Genomic DNA, 18,007 nt, shown 5'->3' with positions numbered 1-18,007 from the left:
GCGCCACCGGGTTAGCATGAAGGTATGCACTACGCACTCAACGATCTCTTGTCGCCCCGTCGGCTCTGGCTCTGGCCCAGAGTGGCGCTGGTGTTGTTTGTCGCGGCCGTACTGGGTCTGCTTGCCTATTTGCGTCATAGCGAGCATGAGGAGGCCCGGCTGACCCTGATCAGCGACGTGCTCTGGGTGGAGCAGAACCTGCGCTTCCAGCTTCAGCAAAGCGAGGAGCGCATGGCGGCCTTGCTGGCCTACGCGGGTGAAAATCCGCTGGATGCCGCGCAGTTCCGTACCCGGGCGCGCTTGCTGGTTGCCGCCAACCCGGCCATTCGGGCGATTCGTCTGGATACCCCCTCACAGCGCTACGAATCCGGCAGTACAGCGCTGGCCGGTGAGCTGGCGGCAGAAACGCGACTGGCTCGGCTGAGTGGCCGGACGACCTATACAGCACCGCTGGACCGGCGCGGTACGGTGGCGATGGTGCTGGCTGACCATGATCGTCGCCTCCTCGCATTGGTGGATCTGCCCGCATTGATAGCGCAGCAGGTGCCTTGGTGGTTCGCCACCAAATACCGCCTGGCCTTGCTGGATGAACAGGGTCGCGAGATCGCCAGCAAGTCCAGCATTGCTGCTGACGATCAGTCCCTGTCGTACCAGCTGGCTTTTGATCCGGTCGGGCATGGACTGAGTTTGCGGATCACCGCGTATCGCGCCCCGACGGGTGTGGTGCAGCGCCTGCTGATTGCCGCGGTGATCGTGCTCGCGGTGATCGTGCTGCTGAGCTGGTGGCGCTTGCGCCGGCAGGTGCAGCAAAGGCTATCGGCCGAGGCCGCATTGCGGGAGGAGCACGCGTTTCGCCAATCGATGGAAGACTCGCTCAGCGTGGGCATGCGTGCGCGAGATATGGAAGGCCGCATCGTCTATGTGAACCCGGCGTTCTGCCGTATGGTGGGGTACAGCTCCGCCGAACTGATCGGCACGCGCCCGCCTTACCCCTACTGGAACCCCGATGATCTGGCCGGACATCAGGCGCAGAACGAGGCGGTGCTCGCAGGCAAGGCGCCGGTCGATGGTTTTGAGTCGACAATACGCCATGCCGACGGACACTTGGTCGCCACCCGCGTGTACACCGCGCCGCTCATCGATGCGACAGGCAAGCAATCGGGCTGGATGAGTTCGGTGGTCGATATCACCGCCATCAAGGCCGCAGAAGCACGCGAACGGGAGCAGGAAGAAAAGCTGCGTCAGACCGGTCGTCTGGTCGCCATGGGCGAAATGGCCTCCACGCTGGCACACGAGCTGAACCAGCCGCTGATGGCGATGTCGAGCTATGCGAGCGCCGCCCGCCAGTTCGCCAGCCAGGGGGATGCCGTCACACTGGATACCACGCTGGAAAAAATCGCCGGACAGGCCCAGCGTGCCGCCGATGTGGTGCGCCGCATCCGTGAGTTCGTGCGCAAGCATGCGCCCCACCGCGAAACCTGCAATCTCAACGCCATTGCTATTGACGCGCTGGAACTGATCGATGCCACCGCCCATAACCGGGGCATCCGTCTGAACCGGGATCTGGCTGTGGATTTGCCCGATATTGAGGCGGACCGGGTGTTGCTGGGCCAGGTGGTGCTGAACCTGCTACGCAACGCACTGGATGCTTGCGCGGGCAGGGCCGCCTCGGCGCGCGAAGTGCAGCTGAGCACACGCTACGATGCCGATACGGTGCAACTCAGTGTGCAGGACAACGGGCCGGGCATCTCCCCTGAAGTCGCGGCCAGGCTGTTTGAAGCCTTCTTCTCCACCAAGGAATTCGGCATGGGTATTGGCCTCAATATCTGTCGCTCCATCCTGGAGCAGCATCATGGCAAACTCTGGTTCGAGGCCGCGCCAGCGGGCGGGGCCGTATTCCACCTGAGCCTGCCAAGGGGTGACCATGCATAAGCCGGGCCATGTCTATCTGGTTGATGACGATGCAGCAGTCCGAGATGCACTGGGTCTGTTGCTGCTGTCGCATGGTTATATGGTGCGTTCGTTCGAGAGTGGGGAGCAGTTCCTGGCCGAGGTCGACGCTGGCAGTGACGGTGTCGCCATACTCGATGTGCGCATGCCGGGCCTTTCGGGGCTGGATGTGTTCGATCAGCTGCGTGCTGTGGATAGCGAACTGATCGTGCTGTTCCTGTCGGGCCACGGCGATATCCCCATGGCCGTGCAGGCGATAAAGCAGGGCGCTTTCGATTTCCTCGAAAAACCCTGTGCCGAGCAGCAATTGCTCGACAAGCTCGACGATGCGCTCGAAGTGGTGCGCGGCCGCAGCCAGTCACGCCAGGGCCAGCAGGCCGTGGACAAGCGTCTTGCCACACTGACCCAGCGAGAGCGAGAGGTCATGGACCGCGTACTGGCCGGCAAGCTCAACAAGCAGATTGCCGACGACCTCAACATCACCATCCGTACCATCGAGGTCCATCGCGCCAAGGTGTTTGCCAAGATGGGTGTGCGTTCGGCGGTAGATTTGGCGCAGATGCTGGCTGGCAAAGCAGCCTGATGCACGCAACGGATCACACCGTGGTGATCAAGGTTGGTACCGTTCCGTGTATAGTCCAGTTTAATACCACTAAAACTGGATGCCGCTGTGAAGCTGATACACCGATTGCTGGCGCTTTCCCTGCTGACCAGCCCGCTGGCTGCCGCGCCGGTTGCCGACAAAACCACTGCTTCATCCGTATCCCAGGCACAGCCGCGCAATATTCAGGTCGTGGGCTGGGTGCCACCTTATGGCATCGAAACCAGCATCGCCGCACTCAGCAGCAATCCGCTGATCGGCAAGGGGCTGACCCGCATCGGACTGCAGTTCTGGAACCCGTCCAAGGATGGCAAATCGCTGGTGCTCGCTCCGGTAGACGATACGGGTAAACAAGTCGATCCGCGCCACATCGACGAAATCCGCGATTGGGCACATGCGCGCAATATCAAGGTGCTGCTCACGGTGTACAACAACTCCCAGGTGCTCAAGCACTGGGACTGGCCGCTGGCCCGCAACGCCTTTGCCAACAACCGCAAAGCCTTCGCCGCCGCGCTGGTGGCCGAGATGGACAGATACAAACTCGATGGCATCGATCTCGATCTGGAAGGCGAAGGCTTTCTGGACGACGACCGCCCGGTCTACGCCCGCTTTGTGAAGCACCTGTCCAAACTGGTCCGCCCACGCGGCAAGCTGCTGACTATCGATACCTTCCACAGCCCCTGCTTCAACGCCCCCAATATGCTCTGGTGGCAAGACTGGGCTGGCCATATCGACGCCCTGCACAGCATGGGCTACCAGGACCTGTATGAAGGCAGCACCGACACCTTCACCCCGCCGGGCAAGACCGAAGTCTGCGCCGGCGGCGCACCGCTATTCCGCTACAGCTGGCAGCAGCAATACGGCATCAGGGCGGGCTATAAGCCCGAACAGATCATCCTGGGCGCACCCACCTGGATGGACGATTGGGGCAAGGCGGGTGCCACGGGTAAGGGCAGCAGTATCGTTGCCCATATGGAGGAGCTCAGAACTTTAGGTGCCGGTGTGGCCCTGTGGGACTTGCAGCTCAGCACACCCGGTTGGCGCAGCGATGCTACCTGGCAAGCCGTGGAAGCCCTGCGCAAACCCTGACGCCACTCGGCCGCGTAGGGTGCAATAAGCGCAGCGCATTGCACCAGGACATGCCGGTCAATCCGGCAGCGATATCGGGACAAGGCGGCCTAGACGTTTGATAGCATTCAGCGATTCGAGATGGACTTGGCAAAACAAAAAACCGGCGTGCAAGCCGGCTTTTTTGTTTTGCGCAGGGACGATTACTTGCTGCGCACCCAATCCGCCACACCAGCCAGCGCACTCGCCAGCCCTGCCGGATTAGTGCCACCGGCCATGGCCATATCGGGGCGGCCACCGCCCTTGCCGCCGACCTGCTGGGCGACAAAGTTGACCAGTTCGCCAGCCTTGATACTGCCGGTCTTGTCGGCGGTGACGCCCGCAACCAGCGCAACCTTGCCGTCCACGACCGAGGCCAGCACGATGGCAGCGCTGCCGAGCTTGTCCTTGAGCTTGTCCACCATCTCGCGCAGGGCGTTGTTGTCGGCACCGTCCACTTGCGCAGCCAGCACCTTCACGCCATTCACGTCCACAGCTTGCTCAAACAGGCTGTCGCCAGCACTGGCGGCGAGCTTGCCCTTGAGCTTGGCCAGTTCCTTTTCCAGTGCCTTCTGCTCCAAGTGCAACTTTTCGAGCTTGCCCAGCAGATCGCCCGGCTGCGCGCCGATAAAGGCGGTGGCCGATTTGATCTCGCGTTCCATGTCCTGCACAAAAGCCACAGCGCCTTCGCCGGTCACGGCTTCGACGCGGCGGATGCCGGCGGCCACGCCGCCTTCGGACACGATCTTGAAGAAGCCGATATCGCCGGTGCGCTGCACGTGGGTGCCGCCGCACAATTCGGTGGAGAACTCACCCATCTTGAGCACGCGCACTTCGTCGCCGTACTTCTCGCCGAACAGGGCCATGGCCCCGGCCTTGAGCGCGTCGTCCTGCTTCATGATGGTGGCGGACACCGGGTGGTTGAGGGCGATCTCGCGATTGACCAGTGCCTCGATCTTGGCCAGTTCCTCGGCCGTCACCGCCTGCGTGTGGGCAAAGTCGAAACGGGTGCGTTCGCTGTTCACCAGCGAGCCCTTCTGCTGCACATGGGTGCCCAGCACGGCGCGCAGGGCGGCGTGCAGCAAGTGGGTGGCCGAGTGGTTGCGGGCCGTGGCGATGCGCTTGCTGGTATCGATGGTGGCGGTAACGGCATCGCCGATCTTGAGGCTGCCGCTGGCGAGCGTGCCCTGGTGGCCGAATACTGCGGCCTTGACCTTTTGCGTGTCGGTCACATTGAACAGCGTGCCAGCCGCCGTCAGCGTGCCGGTATCGCCGACCTGACCACCACCCTCGGCGTAGAAAGCGGTGTTGTCGAGCACGACCACGCCTTCGTCGCCGGCGTTGAGTGCGGTAACTGCGGCGCCATCCTTGTACAGCGCCAGTACCTTGGCGTTGCTGCTGGCCTTGTCGTAACCCTCAAAGGCCGTATCGGCACCGCTGTATTCCACATTGGCGGCGGCGTTGAACTTGCCGGCAGCACGGCCGCGTTCCTGTTCTTCGGCCAGTTCCTTCTCATAGCCAGCCATGTCCACCTGCACATTGCGTTCGCGGCAGACGTCAGCAGTCAGGTCAATCGGGAAGCCGTAGGTGCTGTGCAGCAGGAAGGCGGTCTTGCCGTCGAGCACGGTCTTGCCGCCTTCGAGTGCCTTGTCGAGCAGGCTCATGCCGGTTTCCAGCGTGCGGCTGAACTGTTCTTCTTCGGCCTTGAGCGCGGCGGTGATGCGAGCCTGGCCTTCGACGAGTTGCGGGTAGGCATCGCCCATCACTCGGGCCAGGTCGGCCACCAGCTTGCTGAAGAACAGACCCTTCTGGCCCAGCTTGTAACCGTGGCGAATTGCGCGGCGGATGATACGGCGCAGCACATAGCCACGGCCTTCGTTGCTGGGCATCACGCCATCGGCCACCAGGAAGGCGCAGGCGCGGATGTGGTCGGCAATCACCTTGAGTGAGGGCTGATCCTGCGTGTAGGGCACGCCAGTTTCACGCGCGGCAGCCTTGACCAGCTCGGCCAGAATGTCGGTTTCGTAGTTGGACTTCACGCCCTGCAAGACGGTGGAGATACGCTCCAGACCCATGCCGGTATCAACCGAGGGCTTGGGCAGTGGGTGCAGCGTGCCGCTCTCGTCGCGGTTGAACTGCATGAACACGTTGTTCCAGATTTCCATGAAGCGGTCGCCGTCTTCATCGGGCGAACCGGGGGGGCCGCCGGCAACCGAGGGGCCGTGGTCATAGAAGATTTCGGAACAGGGGCCGCAGGGACCGGTATCGCCCATGGCCCAGAAGTTGTCGCTGGCGTAGGGCGCGCCCTTGTTGTCGCCAATGCGCACTATCTTGTCAGCGGGCAAACCGACCACGGTGTGCCAGATGTCGTAAGCCTCGTCGTCGGAGGCATACACCGTGGCCATCAGCTTTTCTTTGGGGATGCCCATCCATTCTGGGCTGGTAAGGAATTCCCAGGCGTAGACGATGGCGTCGCGCTTGAAGTAATCGCCAAAGCTGAAGTTGCCCAGCATTTCAAAGAAGGTGTGGTGGCGGGCGGTGTAGCCCACGTTTTCCAGATCGTTGTGCTTGCCGCCGGCGCGCAGACACTTCTGGCTGGTAGCGGCGCGGCTGTAGGCGCGCTTGTCAAAGCCCAGGAACACGTCCTTGAACTGCACCATGCCGGCCACGGTGAACATGATGGTCGGATCGTTGCCCGGCACCAACGGGCTGGAGGCCACGACCTGATGGCCTTTGGACTCGAAGAAGGCGAGGAATTTCTGGCGAATCTCGGTGGTACGCATGGGACGGGCTATCCAGGCTGAAAGTCGGAAAATAGCCGTCAATTATGCCTTAAACCGCAGCGCTGGCGTATGCGCTGCGGTGCTTTGCGGGTTCAACTCACGCGTGTGGGCAGCCAGCGTTGCAACATGGCAAACAATTGGTCTGGTTCAATGGGTTTGGCGAGGTAATCGCTGACCCCAGCTTGCAGATAGCGTTCGCGGTCGGTGCTGAGTGCATTCGCCGTCAGGGCGATGATGGGCAGGTTGCTGAGCGCGGCTTGGCTGCGGATTCGGGCGGTGGCCGTCATGCCGTCCATGATGGGCATCTGCATGTCCATCAGCACCAGATCAAAATCTGCCTTGCCCAGCGCTGCCAGCGCCTGCTCGCCATTGCTGGCGACCTCCACCGTCACGCCTGCACGCTTGAGCAGGTAGCTGGTGATCTCCTGATTGATCTCGTTGTCCTCCACCAGCAGGACGCGATAGCCCCCCAGGCCGCTGACGGCGGGCTGGCCGGCCGTCGCTGGGGGCGTTTGGGAGGGGCTGCCCGGAAGGGTCATGGGCACACGTAGCCAGAATGTGCTGCCCTGACCAGGCTGGCTGCGCACGCCCACCTCTCCACCCATCAGCAGCGCCAGCTGGCGTGCGATGGCAAGACCGAGGCCGGTGCCGCCATAGCGACGGGTGGTGGTCGCATCTGCTTGCTGGAACGATTGGAATAGCTGCGCCTGCTCGATATCGGACAAGCCGATGCCGGTGTCTTCGACCTCAACATAGAGGCTGAGCGTCTTGTCCTGCTGTTGCTGTGGGCGGGCACGCAGGGTCACACAGCCATGCTCGGTGAACTTGACGGCGTTGTTGCTGAAGTTAAGGAGGATCTGCCCCAGTCTGAGCGGGTCGCCCATCAACCGGGCAGGCAGGGCTGGATCGATCTCCATGCTGAAGGCCAGCCCCTTTTGCGCGCAGGGTTCGGCCAGCAGGTTGGCGACATGGTCAAACACATCGCGCACGGAGAATTCGGTACAGGCCAGATCGAGCTTGCCAGCCTCGACCTTGGAGAAGTCGAGAATGTCGTTGAGGATGCCCAGCAGGTGCTTGGCGGAGCGCTGGATTTTTTCGACGTAGTCGCGCTGCTTGGGATTGAGTTCCGTCATCAGGGCGAGGTGCGACATGCCAAGAATGCCGTTCATGGGCGTGCGGATTTCGTGGCTCATGTTCGCCAGGAACAGGGATTTCATCCGCGAGGCATCTTCGGCCTGCGCGCGCGCGGCTTCCAGTTCGGCCTCATGCTGCAACAGGGCGGTATTGAGTTCGGCCAGTTCGCGCGTCCGCTCTGCCACGCGCGCTTCCAGCGCGGCTTCGTTGCGCGCGAGCTGGTCGAGCAGGCGATCCTTGTCGCGTTCGCGCTCCTCAATGGCGGTACTCATGGCATTGATGGCCAGCGCCAGATGGGCGATCTCATCCCGGCCTTTGACCTCAACGCGGGTGTGATATTCGCCTTCGGCGAGTTGATCCACAGCGTTGGCGAGCCGCGCCAGCGGGTTGCTGATCATGCGTGCCAGCCAGATGGAGCCTGCCGCACCCAGCAGGAAGATCACCACACCGATACCGATGGATTGCTGCAGCGCCTTGGTCAGCTCACCGCGCAGATAGCGGATATCGACATCGGCGCCCACCACCAGCGCGCTGCCGTCGCTGCGATGGATACGCTGGAATACCGAGCGGAAGTGGCCGAACCGGTCGCGGTATTCGGCAAAGTTGGTTTTGCCGGTACGCAGCGTGTCCAGAATGGCGGGATTGGGAACGGGTTCGTAGAGCTGGTAGAAGTGACCGTAGTTGTCGATGCGGATTTCATCGTCATCGGCGGCATCGGCAATGTAGACCAGTTGGCCTTGCACCTGCTCGAACACATAGACATACCGCACCCCGGTGCGCTGGCAGTAATCGTTGAGCAAGCGCACCAAGGATGTATAGCGGGCCGGGTCAATGGCGTCCGGCTTGTTGGCGCTGTCGAGATAGGCCTGGCCGATGATCTTGGGTGCCGCACTGACGCCGGCAACCAATCGGGCATCAATCGCTTCACGAGCGCTGGTGGCTTTAAGATCCCAGATGAACAGCGTATAGGCCACCGTGGCCAGCAGATTGACCAGCAGGAACACGCACAGGATGCGCAAGCGGGCGGTCTTGGGGGTGCATGCTTCGAGCCAGCGTTTCAACTGCCTATCCTCCTGCGATGCTTGGGGGCACCGGCGAAAGCCACCTTCGGAACGAGATGGTTGTGGCGATAACAAGTCGGCGGATTATGCACGAATCCTTGCCGAATCAATGGTCTATGACATTTTGCTTATATGACAAAGCCCGCAGTGGCGGGCTTTGTCCTGATGGCCGGCAAATGCGGGCTTACTTGAGCATCTTCCAGAGGAAGCTGTACTCCAGCGCCGTCATGTCAGCCTTCTGTTTGTTGTCGGCCGCGCCGGCATGACCACCTTCCATGTTCTCGTAGTACCAGACGTTCTTCACGCCCAGACCTTCGAGCTTGGCCATCATCTTGCGGGCATGGCCGGGGTGGACGCGGTCGTCGCGCGTCGAGGTGGTGAACAGTACGTTCGGGTACTTCACCCCCGCTTTGGCATTGTGGTAAGGCGAGTACTTGCGGATGAATGCCCATTCCTTGGCGTCATCCGGATTGCCGTATTCACCCATCCACGATGCACCGGCCAGCAGCTTGTTGTAGCGCTGCATGTCGAGCAGCGGCACCTGACAGACCACGGCGCCGAACAGATCGGGGCGCTGCGTCATCATTACGCCCATCAACAGGCCGCCATTGCTGCCGCCCATGATGCCCAGATGCTTGGGCTGGGTGATCTTGGCGCGAATCAAGCTCTGACCCACGGCGATGAAATCATCAAAAGCCTTCTGGCGATTGGCCTTGAGGGCGGCCTGGTGCCAGCGCGGGCCATATTCTCCACCACCGCGGATATTGGCGATCACGTACACGCCGCCTTTTTCCAGCCAGGCTTTGCCCACGCCGGGCGAGTAGCGCGGCGTCATGCTGACTTCAAAGCCGCCATAGCCGTAGAGCAGGGTCGGGTTCTTGCCATTGGCCTTCAGGCCTTTGGGCTTGATGATGAAGTAAGGCACCTGGGTACCGTCCTTCGATTTGGCGAACTGCTGGGCAATCTCGAAGCCGCTGGCATCAAAGAAGGCTGGGCGCTGCTTGAGGAGTTCTTGCTTGTCGCTGCCAGCCTGGGCCAGATACAGCGAATCCGGGGTCAGGAAATCGACATGGGAGAAGAAGTAATCGTCCGATTCATCGGCATCGATCCCGCTGATCCACAGGCTGCCCAGCTTGGGCACATTGGCCTCGCGCTGGGTCCACTTGCCATCAGCAAAGCGCCACTCGATCACGCGACCCTTCACATTATCGAGCACCGACAGCAGCACATGATTGCGGGTGGCGGTAATGCCATCGCGTTCTAGCGCAGCCGTGGCCGTGGGCGTGAACAGGGTGGTGAAGTCCCGCTTGCCAGCGCGGAACTCGGCAAAGTCGATCGCCAGCAGGCTGCCGGCGGGATGGGTTTTACCGCCCACCGTCCAGGCTTCCCGCAGGGTAACCATCAGTTGCGGGCCAAAGAAGCTGACCTCGGCATGTTCAGGCACATCAATCCGGCTGAGCTTGTCGCCTTCGCGCAGGAAGGAGGCGCTGGTGTAGAAAGTGATGCCGCGCTGGATGATTTCGTAGCGATGATCGCCCTTGGTGTAGACGGCAGCCGAAACCGATACATCGGTCTGCTGACCCTCGAATACGGTGCTGGCGGCGCTGAGCGGGGTGCCGCGCTGCCAGAGTTTGATCACGCGGGGGTAACCCGAGTCCGTCATCGAACCGGCGCCGAAGTCGGTGCCGACAAACAGCGCATCGCGGCTCTGCCAGGTAACGTCCTGCTTGGCTTCGGGCAGGGTGAAGCCATCGGCGACGAAGGTTTTGGTGCCCAGATCGAATTCACGCACCACCACGGCATCGGCACCGCCACGCGAGAGGCGTACCAGGCAGCGGTCGTAGGCGGGGCGACGGCAATCGCTGCCTTTGTAAACCCAGTTCTCGTTATCGGCTTTGGCCAGCGCATCAAAGTCGAGCACGGTCTCCCACTCTGGGTTGGCCGTGCGGTAGCTGGCCAGCGTGGTACGCCGCCACAGGCCGCGCGGGTGCTCGGCATCGCGCCAGACGTTGTAGTACCAGTTGCCCATCTTCTCCACGTAGGGAATGCGCGCCTTGGAATCGAGAATGTCCTTGATCTCGCCACGCAGTTCGGCAAAGCCGGGCTGGGCTTCGAGCATGGCGCGGCTGGTGGCGTTGCGGGCCTTGACCCAATCAAGCGCCTTTTCGCCGCCGACGTCTTCAAGCCACTGATAAGGATCGGCCGCGGTACCGGCCGATGCATGCAGGCCGCTAGCGGCCAGGGCAACGGAAATCAGAAGGGTTTTCATACAAATCCTGCGTGGAATCGGGTCGAGCCGGCTTGGTGCCGGGATGCCGCGCGAGGATAAGCGTGATGTGATGGAGCGGGCGAGCAGACTGCGACGAACCGTTGCCGGGCCGGATGAATGGTTAGACAGCTTGGCGTCGATCCAACACCACGCGCGCCAGCCGGCAGGCGAGCGTGGCGGCCAGCCAGCCCAGTGCGGCACCCAGTGCATTGGCCAGCATGTCCCAGCCATCGAGGCTGCGATACGCGGTGAGTCCTTGCAGGCCTTCAATCAGCACGCCATAGAGTGCGCAAGCCAGCCACACGCGCAGGCGGTGTGCCGGCAAGGCGCTGGCCCAGCAAAAGGCCAGCACACCGTAACCGGCCAGATGCATGAGCTTGTCGCCTTGCGCCACATCGGGCGAGGGCGGGTTGGGTATCAGTGAACCGATCAGGATACCGGTGGCCATGGCCGTACCCGCCAGTGCGGCCAGTCGCCGCAGCCAGGTTTCAGTCATCGCCCAGTCCGCCGAGTACACGGCGGATCACATCAAAACCAAAGCCGCGCGCCTGCAGGAAGCGGATTTGCCGGCCGCGCTCGCGGGCGTCTTGCGGCAGCGCGGTGAATTTTTTTTGCCAGACGTTGCGGGCGCGGCTGAGTTCGTCGTCTTCTTCGTTCATGGCCGCCAGCGCTGTTTCGATCAAGGCATCCGCTACGCCGCGTTCGCGAAGATCATGCTGGATGCGCAGTTTGCCAAAGCGTGCCGCGTGCGCGCTGACATAAGCTGCGGCGAAGCGCGCATCCGACAGCCAGTTCCTGCCTTCCAGCTCGTCGAGCAGGGCATCGACTTCGCTATCGCTGGTCTCTACGCGCGATATGAGTTTGCGGCGCAGCTCGGCGCGCGAATGCTCTCGGCCATTGAGCAGCTTGAGGGCTTTGTTGCGAAGTTCGCTCATCCGGCGCGGGCGGCGAGCCAATCTATGTATTGGCTGACGCCTTGTTCCACCGTGAGGAAGTCGTCCTTGTAGCCGCCTTCATTGCGCAGCTTGCTGGCATCGGCCTCGGTATAGCTCTGGTACTTGCCCTTGAGCGCCTCGGGGAAGGGGATGTACTCGATGATGCCTTCTGCCACCAGCTGATCCAGCGTAAGTGCCGTCTTGCCCTGGTGACGGCGGCAGGCGTTCACATTGGCGGCGGCCAGTTCGTTAAAGCTCTGCGCGCGACCCGTGCCGCAGTTGAAGATGCCGGATACCTTGGGGTTGTCGAGGAAGTGCAGATTGACCTTGACCACGTCTTCCACCGAGATGAAATCGCGGCGCTGCTCGCCATTGGCATAGCCTTCGATGCCTTCGAACAGCTTGACCTTGCCGGTTTCGCGGTACTGGTTGAAGTGGTGAAAAGCCACCGAAGCCATGCGGCCCTTGTGGGTCTCGCGTGGGCCGTAGACGTTGAAGTAGCGCAGACCCACGACCTGGGCATTCAGCTCATTGAAGCGGCGGCGGACGATCTGGTCGAACAGGAACTTGGAATAGCCGTAGACATTGAGCGGGCCTTCGAACTCGCGCTCTTCCTTGAACACGCTGCCGCCGCCGTACACCGAGGCGCTGGACGCATAGATGAACGGGATTTCCTCGGCCTGGCAGTAATCAAGCAGGGCCAGCGAGTACTGATAGTTGTTGTCCATCATGTACTGGCCGTCCGGCTCCATCGTGTCGGAGCACGCGCCCTGATGGAGGATGGCGTCGATCTCGCCATCAAAATCACCGGCATCGAGCTGCTCGATGAAGTCGTCCTTGTCGATGTAGTGCGCAATCTCGCAATCGACAAGGTTGCGGAACTTGTCGCCCTGCTTGAGATGATCGACTGCGATGATGTCGGTGATGCCGCGCTCGTTGAGTGCCTTGACGAGGTTCGAGCCGATAAAGCCGGCCGCGCCGGTGACGACGATGTACATGATGCTGTCCTTGCTGGCGGATTTGCCCGCCATTTTACCGCTGCGGCGCACGAGCCGGGTTCAGGATTTGGGGTCGAGATCAATGGACGCCGAGTTCACGCAGTAGCGCAGGCCGGTAGGTCCGGGGCCATCGTCAAATACATGGCCCAGATGGGCATCGCAATTGGCGCACAGGATTTCGGTGCGGATCATGCCGTGGCTCATGTCGCGCTTCTCTTTGACCACATCGGGCAGCGCCTGCCAGAAGCTGGGCCAGCCGCAGCCGGCATCGAACTTGGTGTCAGAGATGAATAGCGGCGTGCCGCAGCAGATGCAGTTGTAGGTGCCGTCCGTGGTGGTATCCCAGTAGATTCCCGTGAAGGGCGGCTCGGTATGGGCATGGCGGGTGACGCGGTATTGCGTATCGGTCAGCTGCGCGCGCCATTCGGCATCGGTTTTTTCGACTTTGGCCATGGTGTTCCTGCGTGTGTGTGAACGGAGAGCGGTCTGTGCTGCGTTTGTCTGCGTTCATGTTAGGTCAGATCAAAGTGGGGCAGGGGGCGCGTGGTAAACTTCCCGCCTTTGTCGAACACCCCCGCAGGAACCTGACATGCAGCCTTGGCAAGACTTCACGCCGCCCGCCGACTACCTCAAAGACCGTGTCATTCTGGTGACCGGTGCCGGCCAGGGGCTGGGCGAGGTGGCCGCAATGGCCTTTGCCGAGCACGGCGCTACGGTGATCCTGGTGGGCCGTAACGAGAAGAAACTGGGCAAGGTTTACGACGCTATTGAAGCCGCCGGCGGCCCGCAGCCAGCAGCCATTCCGGTGGACTTGGCAGCCATGACGGATCAGGACTGCGTGAACTTCGCCAACCTGATCTGGAAGGAATTCGACCAGCTCGATGGCATTGTCCATTGCGCCAATGGCTTCAATCACCTGTCGCCGCTTACGAACCAGAAGCTCGAAGAGTGGGTCAGCATGTTCCGGGTGAATGTGGCCGCGCCGTTTGCGATCAGCCGCGCCTGTCTGCCGCTGCTGAAGAAGTCCGATAATCCGTCGGTGGTCATCGTGGGCGAGCAACACGGCTTGAACCCCAAGGCTTACTGGGGTGGTTTCGGGGTGACCCGCGCGGCGCAGGCGGCCTTGGCAACGATTGCCGCGGACGAATGGGACAAAGACCCGATGCCGCGCGTGAACCTGCTGATTCCTGGCCCGGTGCGCAGCCCGTTCCGGCTCAAGACCCACCCCGGTGAAGATATGGCCCAGCTCCCGCAGATGCGCGAGATGCGCAACCTGTTCCTGTGGCTGGCCGGCCCCGCCAGCCGTGAAATGCGTGGCCAGACCCTGCGCTTCAATGAGGCCGAGTTCGTCGGCACTTCGGTGGCATAAGCGACCATGGCGCGCGACGAGGACAAGGAGGCCGGTACCCGGCTCGACAAATGGCTCTGGGCCGCGCGCTTCTTCAAAACCCGTTCGTTGGCGACCGACGCGATTGACGCCGGCCATGTACGCATTGGTGGTGATCGCGCCAAGCCGGCGCGACATCTCAAAGTCGGTGAAGTGCTACGGGTGCTGACGGCCGGTGATGAATACGAAATCACCGTGTTGGCCCTCAGCGACAAGCGCGGCCCGGCTGACGCAGCCCGGCAACTTTATGCCGAAACCGACGCCAGTCAGCAGGCACGCGCGCAACGCAAGGTTGAACGCGCCTTAGCGCCCACATTCGATCATCCCGATCTAAAGGGCCGGCCCAGCAAGAAACTGCGTCGCCAGCTGGATGCTTTTTCGCGTGGTGACCGGTGAGGATTGGCACGCTTTGGGCTAGATTGGTCTGCGGGCCCGCATCCCTGCGGTCTCTCACCCATCTTTCCGAGGAGTTGTCATGAGCGTGTCCGCCACCGTATTGCTGCTGTTCATTTCATGGACCATCGTGCTCTTGCTGGCCATGGAGATCGTACGGGGCTACCTGGTCCTGGCGGGCCGCGTCAAATCCAATGAGTTCCGCCCGGATAACGCCAATCTGTCCCCCTTCATGCAGCGCCTCACGCGGGCACATGCCAATTGCCTGGAAGGCTTGCCCGTTATAGGTGGCGTGCTGCTGCTGGCTTTGGCGACTGGGCGTAGCGATGTGACGGATGCCCTGGCACCCTGGGTGCTGCTCGCCCGAGTCGTGCAATCGTCCATCCATGTGGCCTCGACCAGCAATCTGGCCGTCAACGCCCGGTTTGCCGCGTTTGCTGTACAGATCGGCATCGCCATCTACTGGGTCTGGATGTTGCTGCTTGCTTGATCCGGCATCGGCCAGCCGGGCTATCCGCAGGTGATGTATCCGCAGGGGATGAGGCTCACGCACCCCGCGCAGGGCGGTTAAGTCACCGGGCGGATGCTGCGGGCTCTACAGGCATGGCCGGTTATCCGCGGCCGTGTGGCACTGGCAAACTATGCGAATGCGCATCTATACCAGTGATCATTTCGTTCTGCCGCTACCAACGGGCCATCGTTTCCCCATCGAAAAGTACGCCTTGTTGCACGAGGCGGTAGCCGGCTATGTGCCGGCCAACCTCGTCTGCGAGGCACCGGCCGCCACCGAGGCGGAACTGCGGCGTGCGCATGATGCCGACTATGTGGCGCGCGTACTCGATGGCACTCTCAGTCCACGTGAGCAACGTACCATCGGCTTTCCTTGGTCGCCCGCCATGGCCGAGCGCTCGCGCCGATCTGCCGGGGCGACCTTGGCTGCGGCGCGGCACGCAATAACGGGCGGTCGCGTGGGTATCAGCCTGGCTGGCGGCACGCACCATGCGTTTGCCGATCATGGCGAGGGCTACTGCGTGTTCAATGACACGGTGGTGGCGATTGCCAATCTGGCAGCGGATGGCTGGCGCGGCACCACGCTGGTGGTGGACCTCGATGTGCATCAGGGCAATGGCACGGCCGCCATGCTGGCGCACCAGCCTGGCGCGTACACCCTGTCGGTGCACGGCGCACGCAACTTTCCGTTCCGCAAAACCCAGAGCGACTGGGATGTGGAGCTGCCCGATGGCACGGGCGATGACGATTATCTGGCTGCCCTGGGTACGATCTTGCCCATGGTGTTCGCCCAGACCCAGCCCGATCTGGTGTTCTACCTGGCCGGTGCCGATGTACTGGCCGGCGACCGGCTCGGCCGCCTTGCGCTCACGCCGGCCGGCGTGGCCGCGCGCGATACGATGGTGTTCGATTTGATCGAGCAATACCGCGCTGCCATGGTGATGACGATGGCGGGCGGCTATGCCGAGCCTATCGCAAACACGGTGGCCGTGCAGGCTGCCAGCGTACAGGCTGCCTGGCAGCGATTTTGCGAGACGACCTAGGTGCTGGCTCGCTTCATTGTCGCATTGGATGGTGTCCAGACTGCTTTTTGCCAACGCCCGCTGGCCAGCACACCACCCACAATCAGCACACCGCCAATGAGCACTGAACCGTGCAGTTGCTCATCGAGCACCAGCGCCGCGGCCAAGGCCGTGAACACCGGCAGCAGATTGAAGAACAGTGCCGTCCGGCTTGGCCCCAGACGCGCCACGCCGTGCATCCAGGCCAGCGCAGCGACCATCGAAGCCAGCACGCCGGCAAAGCCTATATGCGGCAGATTGTTTAGGTGGATGCCAGCCTTGGGCGAGGCCAGATACAGCGGCAGCAGGGCGATGATCGCGACCAGTATCTGCACATACAGCATCTGCGTGGCCGGCAGGTCGATCTTCCAGCGCTTGAGCAATACGCTGTAGAGCGCATAGGCAAAGTTGGCGACCAGCATCATGGCGTCGCCCCAGCCGATACCGTGCGTGAGCAAGCGGGCGGGTTGCCCCTCAGTGACAACCAGCAACACGCCGGCCAGTGACACCATCGCACCGACCAGTGTGCCGAGCGTGAGTTGTTGGCCCAACATGGCAATCGACAGGCCCAGCGCCATCATCGGCATCAGCGCCAGGATCATGCCCATATTGGTGGCCGTGGTCAGATGTGCCGCGTAGTAGGCGAGGCTCTGGTAGGTCGCCATGCCCAGCACACCTAGCACGGCCAGTCGCCATAGTTGCGGCCGCACTGCCATCCAGTTGGCCAGTACCGGGCGCAGCAGGAAGGGCGTGAACAGCAAGCCCGCCAGTAGCCAGCGATAAAAGCCGATCTCGGCCGGAAAAATGACACCGGCGGCATGCTTGCTGACAATGGTATTACCCGCCCAGATCAGGACGGCAATCAAGGGATACAGATAGGCCATGAGGCACTCCGAAGCGATAGGTGGATTGTCGCCTTGTCTGCTGTGATGGATATACTCATGAACAGACAGATCATCACGCGCACCGGACTTTCATGAGTAGCCCCCAGCCGCTGGCCATTCCCGACTTCTCCACCTTGCCCGCTAGCGTTTATTTCCGCCACGACGAGTTCGGTGCCGACACCCATGCCGCACCGCATCGCCATGCTTGGGGCCAGCTCAATTACGTGGCCCATGGGGTGATGCAGCTGAACATTGCCGGCCAGCGATTCCTGTCGCCACCGCAATACGCCGTGTGGATACCACCGCACGCCGAGCACAGCTGCTACAACCGCTATGCCGTGGTGTACCGCTCGGTCTATCTGGCGCTGCCTTTGTGCGCGCCGCTGCCCATGCAGCCCTGCACGCTGGGCATGAGTCCCATCCTCAAAAGCATCCTCAACGATTTTGCCGAGCGCGATGTGAAGGTGCCGCAATCGGACGCCGATTTGCGTCTGGCGGCCGTGGTGGTGGACCAGCTGCATGCTGCGCCGATACAGCAGCATTACCTGCCGATGGCGGAGTCGCCCGTGCTAGCGGGCGTGCTGGCCGCTTTGCATGACAACCCGGCCGATAACCGGGGTGTGGCGGATTGGGCTGCCAGCGTTCACACCACCGAACGCACCTTGGCAAGGTTGTGTCAGCGCGAGCTGGGGATGAGCCTGGGTGAGTGGCGGCAGCGTTTGCGGTTTTTGCGGGCGATCGAGTGGCTGGAGGCGGGGGCGACGATACAGGCGGTGGCGTTTGATCTGGGTTACAGCAGCGCGTCGGCATTCATCACCATGTTCCAGCGTTTGGCGGGTACGACGCCGGATCAGTATCGGCGGGGGTTGACGGTAGGCGCTTGAGTGGGGGGCGCCTAAGCCTCAGTGATACGAACAGACCGGAAATCACTTAT

At 62.1% G+C, this 18,007-nt stretch carries 16 protein-coding genes; 8 read left to right on the top strand and 8 right to left on the bottom strand.

Going from position 1 to position 18,007, the window contains the following annotated elements:
- The first annotated feature begins 24 nt into the window (after positions 1-24).
- From O9X62_RS07840 to O9X62_RS07830, 3 genes are all read left to right on the top strand, one after another.
- On the top strand, positions 25-1,932 hold the full coding sequence (locus O9X62_RS07840; protein WP_269532247.1) for a nitrogen regulation protein NR(II): 1,908 nt from the start codon (positions 25-27) through the stop codon (positions 1,930-1,932).
- Complete coding sequence (locus O9X62_RS07835) at positions 1,925-2,533, top strand: response regulator transcription factor (protein ID WP_269532246.1); 609 nt, start codon at positions 1,925-1,927, stop codon at positions 2,531-2,533. Before O9X62_RS07840 ends, O9X62_RS07835 begins: the two co-directional genes overlap by 8 nt.
- 87 nt (positions 2,534-2,620) lie before the next feature.
- Positions 2,621-3,640, top strand: a complete 1,020-nt coding sequence (locus O9X62_RS07830) for a glycosyl hydrolase family 18 protein (RefSeq protein ID WP_269532245.1) — start codon at positions 2,621-2,623, stop codon at positions 3,638-3,640.
- A 182-nt stretch (positions 3,641-3,822) separates the two neighbouring features.
- Here the strand turns inward: O9X62_RS07830 and alaS are convergent, their stop codons facing one another.
- The 7 genes from alaS to msrB all read right to left on the bottom strand — a co-directional run bounded on the left by alaS (position 3,823) and on the right by msrB (position 13,291).
- Complete coding sequence (alaS, locus tag O9X62_RS07825) at positions 3,823-6,441, bottom strand: alanine--tRNA ligase (protein ID WP_269532244.1); 2,619 nt, start codon at positions 6,439-6,441, stop codon at positions 3,823-3,825.
- A gap of 92 nt (positions 6,442-6,533) precedes the next feature.
- Positions 6,534-8,636 (bottom strand): response regulator, encoded by a 2,103-nt coding sequence (locus O9X62_RS07820; RefSeq protein ID WP_269532243.1) that lies wholly within the window; start codon positions 8,634-8,636, stop codon positions 6,534-6,536.
- Between the two features lie 184 nt (positions 8,637-8,820).
- Positions 8,821-10,905 carry a prolyl oligopeptidase family protein gene (locus tag O9X62_RS07815; RefSeq protein ID WP_269532242.1) on the bottom strand — a complete coding sequence of 695 codons (2,085 nt, stop codon included), beginning with the start codon at positions 10,903-10,905 and terminating at the stop codon, positions 8,821-8,823.
- 121 nt (positions 10,906-11,026) lie between these two features.
- Positions 11,027-11,401 (bottom strand): VanZ family protein, encoded by a 375-nt coding sequence (locus O9X62_RS07810; protein ID WP_269532241.1) that lies wholly within the window; start codon positions 11,399-11,401, stop codon positions 11,027-11,029.
- Positions 11,394-11,840, bottom strand: coding sequence for a recombination regulator RecX (gene recX / locus O9X62_RS07805; protein WP_269532240.1), 447 nt, complete (start codon positions 11,838-11,840; stop codon positions 11,394-11,396). Before recX ends, O9X62_RS07810 begins: the two co-directional genes overlap by 8 nt.
- Entirely contained in the window at positions 11,837-12,838 is a 1,002-nt protein-coding gene (gene rfaD, locus O9X62_RS07800) for an ADP-glyceromanno-heptose 6-epimerase (protein WP_269532656.1), read from the bottom strand. Before rfaD ends, recX begins: the two co-directional genes overlap by 4 nt.
- Positions 12,839-12,898: 60 nt before the next feature.
- The gene (gene msrB / locus O9X62_RS07795; RefSeq protein ID WP_269532239.1) at positions 12,899-13,291 is read right to left on the bottom strand and encodes a peptide-methionine (R)-S-oxide reductase MsrB; all 393 of its coding nucleotides are present in this window, start codon (positions 13,289-13,291) and stop codon (positions 12,899-12,901) included.
- A gap of 136 nt (positions 13,292-13,427) precedes the next feature.
- On the opposite strand from msrB, the gene O9X62_RS07790 reads away from it, so the two are divergent.
- The 4 genes from O9X62_RS07790 to O9X62_RS07775 all read left to right on the top strand — a co-directional run bounded on the left by O9X62_RS07790 (position 13,428) and on the right by O9X62_RS07775 (position 16,171).
- Positions 13,428-14,207: an SDR family NAD(P)-dependent oxidoreductase gene (locus tag O9X62_RS07790; RefSeq protein WP_269532238.1), complete on the top strand. Its 780-nt coding sequence runs from the start codon at positions 13,428-13,430 to the stop codon at positions 14,205-14,207.
- A 6-nt stretch (positions 14,208-14,213) separates the two neighbouring features.
- The gene (locus O9X62_RS07785) at positions 14,214-14,621 is read left to right on the top strand and encodes an RNA-binding S4 domain-containing protein (RefSeq protein WP_269532237.1); all 408 of its coding nucleotides are present in this window, start codon (positions 14,214-14,216) and stop codon (positions 14,619-14,621) included.
- A gap of 79 nt (positions 14,622-14,700) precedes the next feature.
- Positions 14,701-15,108, top strand: coding sequence for an MAPEG family protein (locus tag O9X62_RS07780; RefSeq protein ID WP_269532236.1), 408 nt, complete (start codon positions 14,701-14,703; stop codon positions 15,106-15,108).
- Between the two features lie 157 nt (positions 15,109-15,265).
- Complete coding sequence (locus O9X62_RS07775) at positions 15,266-16,171, top strand: histone deacetylase (protein ID WP_269532235.1); 906 nt, start codon at positions 15,266-15,268, stop codon at positions 16,169-16,171.
- Here the strand turns inward: O9X62_RS07775 and O9X62_RS07770 are convergent.
- Positions 16,168-17,073 carry a DMT family transporter gene (locus O9X62_RS07770; protein ID WP_269532234.1) on the bottom strand — a complete coding sequence of 302 codons (906 nt, stop codon included), beginning with the start codon at positions 17,071-17,073 and terminating at the stop codon, positions 16,168-16,170. The two genes, O9X62_RS07775 and O9X62_RS07770, sit on opposite strands and share 4 nt — an antisense overlap.
- A 92-nt stretch (positions 17,074-17,165) precedes the next feature.
- Between O9X62_RS07770 and O9X62_RS07765 the strand changes: the two genes are divergently transcribed.
- On the top strand, positions 17,166-17,957 hold the full coding sequence (locus O9X62_RS07765) for a helix-turn-helix domain-containing protein (RefSeq protein ID WP_269532233.1): 792 nt from the start codon (positions 17,166-17,168) through the stop codon (positions 17,955-17,957).
- Positions 17,958-18,007: the final 50 nt, after the last annotated feature.

This window comes from Chitinimonas sp. BJYL2, from assembly GCF_027257935.1.
In the GTDB taxonomy this organism is placed as follows: Bacteria; Pseudomonadota; Gammaproteobacteria; order Burkholderiales; family Chitinimonadaceae; genus Chitinimonas.
Note: the sequence above shows the minus strand (reverse complement) of the source record. Positions and strands in the feature narration are given on the sequence as shown.